General features: G+C 60.5%; 13 protein-coding genes. 5 read left to right on the top strand and 8 right to left on the bottom strand.

The window, feature by feature from the left end:
- Positions 1-3: 3 nt before the first annotated feature.
- The 8 genes from EDF70_RS07915 to EDF70_RS07880 all read right to left on the bottom strand — a co-directional run bounded on the left by EDF70_RS07915 (position 4) and on the right by EDF70_RS07880 (position 7,627).
- On the bottom strand, positions 4-231 hold the full coding sequence (locus tag EDF70_RS07915) for a F0F1 ATP synthase subunit C (RefSeq protein ID WP_028750571.1): 228 nt from the start codon (positions 229-231) through the stop codon (positions 4-6).
- A gap of 69 nt (positions 232-300) precedes the next feature.
- Positions 301-1,053 (bottom strand): F0F1 ATP synthase subunit A, encoded by a 753-nt coding sequence (locus EDF70_RS07910; protein WP_132272819.1) that lies wholly within the window; start codon positions 1,051-1,053, stop codon positions 301-303.
- A 75-nt stretch (positions 1,054-1,128) separates the two neighbouring features.
- On the bottom strand, positions 1,129-1,479 hold the full coding sequence (locus tag EDF70_RS07905; RefSeq protein WP_132272818.1) for an AtpZ/AtpI family protein: 351 nt from the start codon (positions 1,477-1,479) through the stop codon (positions 1,129-1,131).
- A gap of 240 nt (positions 1,480-1,719) precedes the next feature.
- A complete protein-coding gene (locus EDF70_RS07900) occupies positions 1,720-2,907 on the bottom strand; it encodes a cell wall hydrolase (RefSeq protein WP_165932007.1) in 1,188 nt (395 codons plus the stop codon).
- 249 nt (positions 2,908-3,156) lie between these two features.
- Positions 3,157-4,092, bottom strand: coding sequence for a magnesium transporter CorA family protein (locus EDF70_RS07895; protein ID WP_132273674.1), 936 nt, complete (start codon positions 4,090-4,092; stop codon positions 3,157-3,159).
- A 291-nt stretch (positions 4,093-4,383) separates the two neighbouring features.
- Entirely contained in the window at positions 4,384-5,532 is a 1,149-nt protein-coding gene (locus tag EDF70_RS07890; RefSeq protein ID WP_132272817.1) for an Mrp/NBP35 family ATP-binding protein, read from the bottom strand.
- A gap of 417 nt (positions 5,533-5,949) precedes the next feature.
- Complete coding sequence (locus tag EDF70_RS07885; protein WP_245519094.1) at positions 5,950-6,687, bottom strand: LuxR family transcriptional regulator; 738 nt, start codon at positions 6,685-6,687, stop codon at positions 5,950-5,952.
- A gap of 202 nt (positions 6,688-6,889) precedes the next feature.
- The gene (locus EDF70_RS07880) at positions 6,890-7,627 is read right to left on the bottom strand and encodes an IclR family transcriptional regulator (protein WP_245519139.1); all 738 of its coding nucleotides are present in this window, start codon (positions 7,625-7,627) and stop codon (positions 6,890-6,892) included.
- Between the two features lie 192 nt (positions 7,628-7,819).
- Here EDF70_RS07880 and EDF70_RS07875 point away from each other — a divergent pair, with 192 nt between their 5' ends.
- The 5 genes from EDF70_RS07875 (at position 7,820) to EDF70_RS07855 (ending at position 11,985) form a co-directional block, all read left to right on the top strand.
- Complete coding sequence (locus EDF70_RS07875; protein ID WP_132272815.1) at positions 7,820-8,590, top strand: SDR family oxidoreductase; 771 nt, start codon at positions 7,820-7,822, stop codon at positions 8,588-8,590.
- Positions 8,587-9,522, top strand: coding sequence for a 2-dehydro-3-deoxygalactonokinase (locus EDF70_RS07870; protein WP_245519093.1), 936 nt, complete (start codon positions 8,587-8,589; stop codon positions 9,520-9,522). The genes EDF70_RS07875 and EDF70_RS07870 overlap by 4 nt, the downstream gene beginning before the upstream one ends.
- 10 nt (positions 9,523-9,532) lie before the next feature.
- Complete coding sequence (locus EDF70_RS07865) at positions 9,533-10,177, top strand: 2-dehydro-3-deoxy-6-phosphogalactonate aldolase (protein ID WP_132272813.1); 645 nt, start codon at positions 9,533-9,535, stop codon at positions 10,175-10,177.
- A gap of 3 nt (positions 10,178-10,180) precedes the next feature.
- Positions 10,181-11,071 carry an SMP-30/gluconolactonase/LRE family protein gene (locus EDF70_RS07860; RefSeq protein ID WP_132272812.1) on the top strand — a complete coding sequence of 297 codons (891 nt, stop codon included), beginning with the start codon at positions 10,181-10,183 and terminating at the stop codon, positions 11,069-11,071.
- Between the two features lie 311 nt (positions 11,072-11,382).
- A complete protein-coding gene (locus tag EDF70_RS07855; protein WP_132272811.1) occupies positions 11,383-11,985 on the top strand; it encodes a PRC-barrel domain-containing protein in 603 nt (200 codons plus the stop codon).
- The last annotated feature ends 87 nt before the right edge of the window (positions 11,986-12,072 follow it).

Here is a 12,072-nt window from a genome sequence, read left to right as displayed (position 1 = left end):
GAATTAAACTGCGAAAAGCAGCAGGAGCGCGATGAGCAGCGAGAAGATGCCCAGAGCTTCCGTAACGGCGAAGCCGAATACCAGACGGCCGAACTGGCTGTCAGCGGCAGACGGGTTGCGCAGGGCGCCAGAGAGGTAGCTGCCGAAGATGTTGCCGAGGCCGAGGGCCGTGCCGGCCATACCAAAGCAAGCGAGACCTGCGCCGATGAACTTTGCTGCTTCCGCTTCCATGATGATCTCCTTAGAATGGGTGTTGCGGCTGATGACTGACGCCTTCAGGACGCCAATGGGTAGTTATCCTTAGTGCCCGCCGGGGTGAACTGCGTCGTTGAGGTACATGCAAGTCAGTACCGCGAAGACGTAGGCCTGGAGGAAGGCGACGAGGAATTCGAGACCGGTCAGAGCGACGGTCATGATGAGCGGCAGGATCGCGCCTCCGATGCCAAGCGCGCCGAGCGTGCTGAGCGAAGCAACGAAGCCTGCAAAAACCTTCAGCGTGATGTGACCTGCGAGCATGTTCGCGAAAAGACGAACGGAGAGCGAGATCGGACGCGACAGGAAGGAAATGATTTCGATGAGCACGACCAGCGGCAGAAGCACGCCCGGAATGCCCGACGGCACGAACACCTTGAGGAAATGCAGGCCGTGCTTGTAGAAGCCGTAACCGACGACCGTGCCGATGACCAGAAGGGCCAGTGCGAAGGTGACGATGACCTGGCTGGTGATCGTGTAGAAATACGGGAACATGCCGAGCAGGTTCGCAGTCAGAACGAACATGAACAGCGAAAAGACCAGCGGGAAGAATTTCATGCCGTGGCTGCCTGCGCCTTCGCGCAGCATGTTGGCGATGAATTCATAGGACATTTCGGCAACCGACTGCGCACGACCCGGGATCAGGCTCTTGGAGGCGGATGCGAAATACAGGAAGCCGGTGGCAACCGCGACGGTGGCGACCATGAACAGCGATGCATTGGTGAACGACAGGTCGACGCCGCCGATCTCGATCGGAACGATCTTGGAGATCTGGAACTGATGGATCGGATCGTTTGCCACCGCTTACCCTCTTCCTTCGCCGCGCATACCGCGCTTTGTATTCTCTTCATGTGAAACGGCTCGCGCCGCTTCTTTTCAGTCTTTACCTGTTCCGTCCTTGTCGGAAAACGGTGACGGCGCCACCATTCCAACTGAACGAAGCACATTCAGCACACCGGCACAGAAACCAAGAAGGAGCAGAATGATCAGCCCCCACGGCTTCGAAGCCGGCCAAACCAGTCCGAGGACGTAGCCCAGCATAGCGCCAACCGCGATCGCAGCTATGAATTCGGAGGATATTTTCAGTCCGAGAGCCATGCCTTTGCGGCTTGCCTCCGACTGCTCTTCCCTCGCCACCCCTGCCGCGTCGTCCACACGCTTTCCCGCAAGTTCCGCGGTCAAGCGCTTTCGGCGCTGCTCCAGACCTTCGTCCCGGTCGTCCGTCATTCGCGTCATCCTCTCCCCATCCCGTCCCGGCAAGCCGGTCCAGAGATGCCTGGGCCCGAGGAAATCGCGCCTGAAGGCCCGTTTTGAAGTCGCCGCAACATAGTTTTGCCCGCCCTCATAGTCAAGGCGTTGCAGACGCTTCATCCAGTACAAATTAACCGATGGAAATCAGTGCTTTAGTCGTTTTCGGGAGAGGAGGAGCCAAGTTTGCGAGGGAATCGGTCGCAGGTCGGCCGCGGCTCAGCTCCAGCCGCCGCCATGGGTGCGGTAGAACACATGCAGTCCGATGCGACCCACCTTCTGCATGGAACGGGCCCAGCCGGGGCGCACGTAAACGGCGTGATAATGGGTGGCGGAGCCGACTTCCGTCAGCCAGATCTTGCCGGCGGTGACGGCCATGGCGACTTCGCGGGCCATCTTCCAGTGTTCCTCGGAGCGGACACGATCCTTGATGTTGTCACAGGCGAAGGAGAACTGGCAGCGGTTGCGCCAATCCTCGTTCTGGTAAACCACGCCGCAGATCGTATCGGGATAGGCCGGGTTGCGCACGCGGTTGAGAATGACCTGGGCGACAGCCGCCTGCCCTTTGACCGATTCTCCGCGCGCTTCGAAATAGATGCCGGAGGCGAGGCACTGCTGTTCCTTGGGCGAAAAGGCTGCGGCGGGCAGCGCCGTTGCCGCCCAGGCGTGGTCCTTCGGGCCGATTTCCGGCACGAACCGGCCGGCATTCGGATCGGATTTCGACGGATCGTTGAGGATGGCGTCGAAAGGCGACTGACGGGAATAATCAGGCTTTGCCGGCGCATAGGCGGTGGCGAGAATATCCGGATTGCTGTTGGTGACCAGCTTGGCGATCATCGGGTCCATGCCGCCCTCGATCACCTTGTCTTCCTTCTTGCGGAAATAGAAGGCGGCAAGCTCGACGGCCTTTTCGCCCTTCTTGGGCTTGGCGAAGGCGACCTTTTCCGTGCCCTTTTCGGGCTGGCTGAACAGATAGCTGGTGCGCTGCAGAACGGAGCCGGCGGTAAAGGCCTTTGGCGGCTGCATACGCTCCACCGCCAGCACGCGACCCTTCTTGGCACCGCGGTTGACGCGCTCCTCGTCGGTCGTGCCGTCGCCGGGATTGTCCTTTTCCGCATTCGCCTTGCCATTGCCGACAAAGGCAACCTTGCGGCCATCGGGCAATTGCATGCCGGCGTCACCGAATTTGCCCGTGGCATTGGGAAACGCCAGTTCGGCATTGTGGATGGAACCGGCCGGCGAATTGGTCATGACCATGCGCCACTGGGCACCGTCACGCTCGAAACCGGACAGAAGATCGGTGAGATCGCCATTCGACGGAACGGCGGGAAACACGAGCCAGGCGGCAAGGCCAAAAACGGCGGGGGATGTCCACCCTTCCATACGGAACGAGGACTTGCGACGCAAAACGCTGATCGAACGCAAAACCGGGTACTCCAAGGCAACAGGCCGTATGGCAGGCTGAAAGGCAAATCGATGCCTTGAAGATGAATCATTAACCTTGATGAGCGGTTAACGCGGCCGTGGGGAGCCCCTGCAAACGCTGGGGTTTTAGCGATCTCACATAAACGTCAGCGCGGCGCGACCTTTTCGCCACGCCGCATAATGGGCAGAAATGTGAAGGAAAACCGTGTGGTTATCGGCTAGAGGACGGGCTTACAGCCAGCCTTTCCAGCGGAAGAAGAAAAACGGAATGATGGCGGAAAGCACCATGCCGAGAAGTGCCAGCGGATAACCGATCGTCCAGCTGAGTTCCGGCATATGTTCGAAATTCATGCCGTAGATGGAGGCGACCAATGTCGGCGGCAGGAACACGACCGAGGCGATGGAAAAGATCTTGATGATGGAATTCTGCTCGACGCTGATCAGGCCGAGCGAGGCATCGAGAAGAAAACCGATATTGCTGGACACGAAACCGGCATGTTCCGACAGCGTCGCAATGTCATGCGCCACTGTCTTGCAGAGATCCTCGATTTCCGGGTGGTGATGGATCTGCGGCACATTGAGCAAAAATGTCAGCATGCGCGACAGCGAACCGAGACTGTCACGCACCTTGCTGATCAGTCGGTGGTGGGCGGCGATATCGGCGAGCTTGTTTTCGAGAAACTGCGGCGGCCGGCGCGTGGCGCGCGGGCGAAAAATGTCCTTCGACAGTTCGTCGATATGCAGGACGGCGCTCTCGAGGATTTCGGCGGTGCGATCGGCGATGGTTTCCAGCAGGCGAGCAAGCAGCATCTTGCCCACCCACGGCGCCTCGGCGGGTTTGCGGCACAATTCGGCGGTAAACAGCTTGAACGACTTTGGATCGGCATAACGCACCGTCACCAGCCTGCCGCCGGTGAGGATGAAGGCGATATCGGTGATTTCGGGACTGTCGGAATCGGCCTTCCAGACCAGCGAGGCGGTCATATAGACGGCATTCTTTTCGATATAGAGCCGGCTGGAAGGCTCAAAATCCTTCAGCTCGGCGCGGGTCGGGACCTGGATGCCGAGCAGCTGCTCGACATAGCGATCCTCTTCCGGCGTCGGATCGAGCAGATCGAGCCAGACGATATCGTCGGCGAGCGTGGTCTGATTGCTCTCGATTGCCATCGGCGTGACCGAACCGTGGGAATGATAGGCATTGATCAAGATAGTTTCTCCACGGCGTCAGCGGATGCGAAAACGGTAAAAACGAAGGACGGTTCCATAAGGAAACGCTCCGAGTAACAAAACCCCTCCCCACCCTCCCCACAAGGGGGAGGGCTTAACCCAGCCTGACCGCCGAAGCTCAATTGAGGCAGGCGGTTGCCACAAGTTTTCTCCCCCCTTGTGGGGGAGATGGCCGGCAGGCCAGAGGGGGACTTGCTGCAAACACGACGGTTGCCGCCCTCCCCTTACACATCACTCAAACACGATCGCCGGCGCCTTGCGCTGCGGGCGACCGGACACCTGCGCCCAGACCGCCGTGGCGATATCGCGGTAGATCGCAGCCGAGGGGCCATCCGGTACGGCGGCCACCACCGGCGTGCCGGCATCGGAGCGTTCGCGGATTTCCATCGTCAGCGGCACCTCGCCGAGGAAAGGCACGCCGATGCGCGTCGCTTCGGCTTTCGCGCCGCCATGGCCAAAAATGTCGTAGCGGTTGCCGGTATCGGGGGCGAGAAAATAGCTCATGTTCTCGACGATGCCGAGAAGCGGGATTTCCACCTTGCGGAACATGTTGACGGCCTTGCGGGCATCGATCAGCGCCAGATCCTGCGGGGTCGAGACGATGACGGCGCCGGCCAGCGGCACCTGCTGCGCCATGGTCAGTTGCACATCGCCGGTGCCCGGCGGCATGTCGACCACGAGAACATCGAGTTCACCCCAGGCGACTTCGCGCAGCATCTGCAACAGCGCCGACTGCACCATCGGGCCGCGCCAGATCATCGCGGTTTCCTCGTCGACGAGAAAACCCATCGACATGGCTTTCAGGCCATAGTTTTCCATCGGCTTGATGTATTTGCCATCGATCTGTTCGGGACGACCGGAGATTTTCAACAGACGTGGCACAGACGGGCCATAGATATCGGCATCGAGCAGGCCGACGCGCAAACCATTGGCCAGAAGACCGAGCGCCAGATTGACGGCGGTGGTGGACTTGCCGACGCCGCCCTTGCCCGAGGCCACGGCGATGATGGCACCGACACCGGGCACGCCCGATTTGGCGGGCTTGGCCGGAGCGCCGCCTGCCGGCGGATGCGGGTGGGCTTGGCCGGAGGGCGCGGCTTGCGGGCGCGGTGGCGGCGCGGAACCGGCCTTGCGGTCGGCGGTCAGCGTGGCGAGCACGCCCTTCACGCCGGGAATGCCTTTGACGATGCGTTCGGCCGCAGCCCGCAACGGTTCCAGCTCCTTGGCGCGCTCAGCCGGAACGCTGACGGAGAAATAGACTTTTGCATCGGAGATGAAGACATCCGAGACCATGCCGAGCGAAACGATATCGCCCTCAAGATCCGGCCCGCGCACTTTCGACAGCGTTTCCAGAACCTGTTCTTTGGTGACGTCTGTCATGGCCGCTCCTCATGGTCTTCACGCGTAATGGTCCGCATCAGCGCTGCGCGGATCACTGCCGCTATACAGTCCGGCTTATAGTTCGTGATTGCGGGTAAGCAAATAAAGGAGAGCCGCCAAATAAACAGGGCGATAAAAAAACCGCCGCCAGCTTCCGCGCAAGGCCATTTAAGGCGCGCTGGAAGCCGACGGCGGCTTTTTCTTCTTGTCGCGCCTCTTGGTGCGCTTCCAGTCCCCTCTGGACCTGACCTCTATAATGCAGGGAACGTGCCAGTTTGTACAATAGCAAAAATTGTCTTTTAAATCAGAAAGTTAATTCTAGACCCTTATTACTTTTTGCGCATTGCAAACTGTGCATTGCGGGATGCGTCTGTTTTTTAAGCAGAATGACGCTTTCTGCTGCGGCGCACACGCTTCCTATTTGATCAGCCCGACACGCAGCGCCTTGGCCACCGCCTGGGTGCGGTTGACCGTATCGAGTTTCTTGGTGGCGCGGTTGAGATAGTGGTTCACGGTGTGCTCGGAGAGGCCGAGAATGCCGGCGATCTCGCTGCTGGTCTTGCCGGCTGCGGTCCAGTTCAGGCAATCCAGTTCGCGGTCGCTCAACTGTTCGGCCACCCGCACATCGAGGCTGCGGATATCCGACAGACGCTCGAAGACGTGGATTGAGATATAACTCAACTCCATCATCTGCTGCCTGGAGAAAGCCGGGCCGTCGCCTATGATCGAAACGACACCTCGGTTTCCGGAAATGTCGTGGACCGGGAAATAGCCGCCCCGCACCAGATTGAAGCGCTCGAACATGGCCTTGGCCACGGCATTGCCGCTGGCCTTGGTGACCTGATCGAGATCATAGGCGAATGGTGCCGAGGTGCGCCGCAGCTTGCGTACCAGGGTGCTGCTGGTCAACATTCTGCCCTGATCGAACGCCGTCAACAATTCCGCCGGCCAGTTGGTGATGATGGTGTTGCCCGCCAGTTCCGTCGCCGTCGCCGCCGGCAGGTTCATCACCATGAATGCCCGCTGCCGATAGGTCTCCGTCAACCGCTTCATGAAGCGGAAGAGATCGAACTGTGTTTTCAGCGCAGGAATTTCGGCAATATCGACGCCCCCGTTTCCAGGCTCGCCCAGATTTTCCATGTCTACTTGTCTCATTTTTTTCTTTTTCGCCGTCACTCGGTCACGCAGAACCTGCAGCCGAACCCAAGCGCCCCCATTCGACTTTTTCGTTCGTTCGTTCGTCGTGAGACGATTATCACTCTATTCGCAATGCGATCGACAATGATGACACATGATTAGTTTTGCAAACATTTGTTGTATTTTTTCTCGCGAATTACGCGGAAGTGAGCGGATATAGTTAGCGTCGCGGCGCCAGACCTGCCCGAACATCCCGCGTGATCGCTTCTGCGGCAGCCCGAAGCGGGCCGGACCACCCGTCCAGCACGCCCTCCCCGATACGATAGGCCGGTGCCGTGACAGAAACACCGGCAAGTATATTCTGCCCGGCCACACAGATCGATGCGGCGACACAACGAATACCCGGCTGATGTTCTTCCAGATCATAGGCAAAACCGCGCTGTCTGATCTCGCGCAGATCTGACAGAAGCGACACAAGATCGACATGGGTGCTGTCGGTAAAACGCTCGAACGCAACGCCTTTGAGGCGGCCGCGAACCTCCTCATCCGTCAGCGTCGAAAGCGCCGCCTTGCCGACGCCGGTGCAATAGGCCGGTGAGGCATTGCCGATCAGCGAATGCATGCGCACCGCCTGGCGCGCCTCTACCTTGTCGAGATAGATCACGTCGGCGCCGCGCAGCAGCGCCAGATGCACGGTTTCGCCGGTCGCCTCGTGCAGCACCTGCAGATGCGGCGCGGCAAGTTTGCGGAATTCGTTGCGCGACCATGCGCGCGAGGCAAGCCGCAACAGGCGCAGGCCGGGCACATAAGCGCCATCACGATCGGTCTCGATCAGCCCTTCTTCCAGCAGATGCCGCAACTGGCGATGCAGCGTTCCGCGCGGCTGGCCCGATGCATTGAGGATGTCGGTGAAGCGCAGAGGTTCGGGCGCATCCGCCACCATCTCGACAAGCGCCATCGCCTTGCCGAGCGTGCCGGTATCGACAGCCGGTGGCGTGCCTTTTGCCGCAGCCTGCAAACCCTTTTCGTCCACCCGCATCCCCGGCAATCTGGCTTGACAATTTTACCGGCATAGCCGACTTATTCCAAATAATCAAACACTGTTCCATTTAATGGAACTGATTGGACTGGAGTTTCTGGGAGGAGACCCGTGTCGACATCTGTCGCCCAATATCCCGATCTGGCCGGACGTGGCGTTCTCATCACCGGCGGCGGCTCCGGCATCGGTGCGGCGCTGACCACGGCCTTTGCCGCACAAGGCGCGCGCGTGGCATTCATCGATATCGCGGTGGAGGAAAGCCGGGCCTTGGCAGAAGCGCTGTCGGCCACGTCACAGCATCCCGTGCATTTCATCGAGGCCGATCTTTCCGACGTCGCCGCCGCGCAAGGCGCGGTCAATGAGGCGGCAGAACGGCTCGGCCGGCTGGATGTGCTGGTCAACAATGCCGCCCGCGACGACCGGCACGATCTGGAAACCGTCACCGACAGCTATTGGGACGAAAACCTTGCGGTGAACCTGAAGCCGGTGTTTTTTGCTGCACAGGCGGCGGTGCCGCATATGCGCGCACAGGGCGGCGGCGCGATCGTCAATTTTTCGTCGATCGCCTTCATGCTCAACATGGGCGAACTGCCGGCCTATGCCACCGCCAAGGCCGGTATTCTCGGATTGACCAAAAGCCTTGCCGGGCGGCTGGGGCCTGACAATATCCGCGTCAACGCCATATTGCCGGGCATGATCGTCACCGAACGGCAGAGGCGTCTGTGGCTGACGGATCAGTCGATCGCCGCGATGATCGAGCGCCAGTGCCTGAAGCGCATGCTGGTGGCCGAGGATCTGGCCGGCCCGACCCTGTTTCTGGCGTCATCGGCATCCGCCGCCATGACCGCCCAATGGATTATCGTCGATGGAGGAATTTTGTGACCAGCTTGCCCGCCTATGCCGCCGTTGACTGGGGCACCAGCAGTTTTCGCCTGTGGCTGATCGATGCCGAGGGCACAGTGCTCGGCGAACGCCGCAGCGGCGAAGGCATGACCACTGCTGCCCGAACCGGCTTTTCCGACATTCTCGAAAACCATCTGGCCGCTCTTTCTGCGCCAAAAAACCTGCCGGTGATCATCTGCGGCATGGCCGGTGCGCGGCAGGGCTGGGTGGAAGCCGGTTATGTGGATGTGCCCGCCGCCCTGCCGAAGGTGCTGACGGCGGCCGCCATCGTGCCTGATCCGAACCGCGATATCCGCATCCTGCCCGGCATTGCCCAGCGCGGCGTGGCTCCGGATGTGATGCGCGGCGAAGAAACCCAGCTGCTTGGCGCACGCGATGAAAGCGTGACCGGCGAGCAACTGTTCTGCATGCCGGGCACCCATTCGAAATGGGTGCGGCTTTCGGGCGATACGGTGACGGGTTTTGCCAGCTTCATGACCGGCGAACTGTTTGACGTCATTTCGAAAAACTCGATCCTGCAACATGCGCTGACCGATGCCGAAACATTCGATGGCAGCCATCCGGTGTTTCTGGCGGCGATCAAGGCGGTATTCGCGCAGCCGGCCCGCGCCACCAATCTGGTCTTCACCGTACGCTCCGGCCAGTTGCTGGACGGGCTGGATGCCACCGGTGCCGCCGCGCGCCTGTCCGGCACGCTGATCGGCGCGGAAATTGCCGGCGGCATGGCGGATGGCTGGCAGCGCAAAAAGCTCGACGCGCCGATCAGGCTGATCGCGTCCGGCCATCTTCAGGCGCTTTACGAAGCGGCCTTCGATGCGCTCAATCTTCCCTACAACACGATCGACGCCGACGAAGCGGTGCGCCGCGGCCTTTCGCAGGCGGCCAGCAGCGTTTTTGGCAATAGAGCATAAGGACATGACCATGACCCGAGTACCGTTTCCGCAGATGCAGCACCCGCTGGTGGCCATTCTTCGCGGCCTGAAACCGACAGAAGCGGAGGCCGTGGTCGGCACGCTGATCGAGGCCGGTTTTACGGCGATCGAAATCCCGCTCAACTCGCCCGATCCGTTCCGCTCGATCGAGACGGCGGCGAAACTGGCGCCGGCAAACGTGCTGATCGGTGCGGGCACGGTGCTTTCGGTCGAGCAGGTGAATTCGCTGGAAGCGGCAGGCGGCAAACTGATGGTGAGCCCGAATGTGGAACCGGCGGTGATCGAAACTGCCGCCGCCAAGGGCATGGTGACGCTGCCGGGCGTGTTTACCGCAACGGAGGCGTTGGCAGCGGCGAAGGCCGGTGCGACGGGTTTGAAATTTTTCCCCGCCAGCGTGCTCGGCCCATCGGGCATTACCGCGATCCGCGCCGTGCTGCCGCCGGAACTGGTGATCGCCGCCGTCGGTGGTGTTTCCGACGCCAACTTTGGCGAATACGTCAATGCCAACATTCTGGCCTTCGGTCTCGGCTCCAGCCTCTACAAGCCGGGCATGAGCGCGGCCGAAGTCGGCGAGCGCGCCAAGGTGACGATCGCCGCCTATGATGCGGCCATCGCTGCGAAAAAGGGAGGCTGAGGCATGACGGCAGAGATCATTCCGTTCAAGGGTTCCGTTCTTTCGGCTGCCACAAGCGAGCTTGGTGAAGGCCCGACTTTTGATCCGCATACGGCTAAGGCCTGGTGGTTCAACATCGTTGGCTCGGAACTGCATGAACTCGATACGGCAAGCGGCGAAACCCGCGTTCATACCCTGCCGTTCATGGGCAGCGTGCTGGCCCGCATCGATACCGGCCGGCAGCTGATCGCCTCCGACAAGGGGCTTTTCATCCGCGATACGGTGAGCGGCGAATTTTCGCCCTATCTGGAACTGGAGCCGGAAAAACCCGGCAACCGCTCCAATGACGGCCGCGTGCATCAGTCCGGTGCCTTGTGGATCGGCACGATGGGCCGCAAGGCCGAAGATGGGGCCGGCGCGATCTATCATGTCGCCAGGGGCACGGTGACAAAACTTTTTGGCAATATCAGCATCACTAACGCCATCTGCTTTTCGCCGGATGGCGCCACCGGTTATTTCGTCGATACCAAGATCAACCGGCTGATGCGCGTGGACCTCGATGCCGCCACCGGCCTGCCGACCGGCGAACCTTCCGTGCTGATCGACAACAACGGCAAGCCGGGCGGGATGGACGGTGCGGTCTGCGACGCCGAAGGAAAGATCTGGAATGCGCGCTGGGGTGCCGGCGTGGTGGACAGCTATGCGCCCGACGGCACGCTGCTCGCCCGCTACGAGGTACCGGTGAAACAGCCCAGCTGCCCGGCGTTTTTCGGAAAAGATGCCGAACGCCTGCTGGTGACATCCGCCTGGCAGGGAATGGACGATGAAGCCCGCAAGGCAGACCCGAAAGCCGGCAACCTGATCGATCTCGGCATCAACGTCAAAGGCCGTTTCGAGCCGGATTACCTGCTCTGAAGTTCGATCGCCGCGTCATCCTCGGGCCTGTCCCGAGGATCTAACCACGCCGATCATGAAGTTAGCAGATCCTCGGCACAACGCCGAGGATGACGGCCGCGGGCGCTTCTGGCCTCTTCATCGCGCCGAATTTTTCATACGGGTTGGTGCGACCTAACTTGCGGAATGATGAATTGTTCCGCATTTTTCCGCCTATTTTTTAATCATTAAAATCGGAACCAATCCTGCTCTCCGGCCATTCTCCTAGCGATCCGGCAAGGCGATCTTCCTTCAAGACGCCGCGCCGCCCACACGAGAAAGGCAGGTTTGATATGAGCAAGTTCCTTAGCACGATGGCAGCCGCAGCCCTTATGGCATCCACCGCGATTGCTCCGGCATTCGCCCAGACTGCCACCCCGGCACCGGCTGCTCCGGCCGAACAGTCGGCACCGGCCGATACGATGGCAAAGCCGGCAATGCCTTCCGCAACCTCTGCTGATGCGGGTGCCGCTTCCGGTACCTATCTGACAGAACAGGCTGCCACCCAGGTTGCCGCCAGCGATTACATGGGCAAGTCGATCTATAACGCCGAAGACAAGAGCATCGGCGATGTGAACGACCTGATCATGGAAGAAAATGGCGGTGTTGTTGCAGCCGTGGTAGGTGTCGGCGGCTTCCTTGGTATCGGCGAAAAGAACGTCGCCATTCCGATGGACAAGCTGACCGTGTCGCGTGAAGACAACAGCGTGCGCCTGACCACCACGGAAACGGCAGAATCGCTGCAGTCGGCGCCAAAATTCATGACGCTGGCCGAACAGCAGACCGCAGCAACGTCCGGCACCGATACGACGACCACGTCGTCGACAACGGGTCCGGAAACTCCGGCGGCTCCGGCCGGTAACGCCACTACCCCGGCAACGCCTGCCAAGCCATAACGGTTTTGCATGCTGGACTGAGGGACACGTTATCGGTCCCATTCGAAGGGCGGTGCTTTGGCATCGCCCTTTTTTCGTGAGCTGAGA

Origin of the sequence: Neorhizobium sp. JUb45 (assembly GCF_004343585.1) — a bacterium.
GTDB lineage: Bacteria > Pseudomonadota > Alphaproteobacteria > Rhizobiales > Rhizobiaceae > Neorhizobium.
The sequence above is the reverse complement of the archived record's forward strand: the minus strand, read 5'-3'. Positions and strand labels throughout refer to the sequence as shown.

What these genes read in the sequence shown, in the direction of transcription:
- EDF70_RS07890 (WP_132272817.1), bottom strand. Translation starts at nt 5,532, where the DNA reads ATGACAGACGTCACCAAAGAACAGGTTCTGGAAACGCTGTCGAAAGTG.
- EDF70_RS07860 (WP_132272812.1), top strand. Translation starts at nt 10,181, where the DNA reads ATGACGGCAGAGATCATTCCGTTCAAGGGTTCCGTTCTTTCGGCTGCC.
- EDF70_RS07855 (WP_132272811.1), top strand. Translation starts at nt 11,383, where the DNA reads ATGAGCAAGTTCCTTAGCACGATGGCAGCCGCAGCCCTTATGGCATCC.
- EDF70_RS07885 (WP_245519094.1), bottom strand. Translation starts at nt 6,687, where the DNA reads ATGAGACAAGTAGACATGGAAAATCTGGGCGAGCCTGGAAACGGGGGC.
- EDF70_RS07865 (WP_132272813.1), top strand. Translation starts at nt 9,533, where the DNA reads ATGACCCGAGTACCGTTTCCGCAGATGCAGCACCCGCTGGTGGCCATT.
- EDF70_RS07915 (WP_028750571.1), bottom strand. Translation starts at nt 231, where the DNA reads ATGGAAGCGGAAGCAGCAAAGTTCATCGGCGCAGGTCTCGCTTGCTTT.
- EDF70_RS07905 (WP_132272818.1), bottom strand. Translation starts at nt 1,479, where the DNA reads ATGACGGACGACCGGGACGAAGGTCTGGAGCAGCGCCGAAAGCGCTTG.
- EDF70_RS07895 (WP_132273674.1), bottom strand. Translation starts at nt 4,092, where the DNA reads ATGGCAATCGAGAGCAATCAGACCACGCTCGCCGACGATATCGTCTGG.
- EDF70_RS07880 (WP_245519139.1), bottom strand. Translation starts at nt 7,627, where the DNA reads ATGGCGCTTGTCGAGATGGTGGCGGATGCGCCCGAACCTCTGCGCTTC.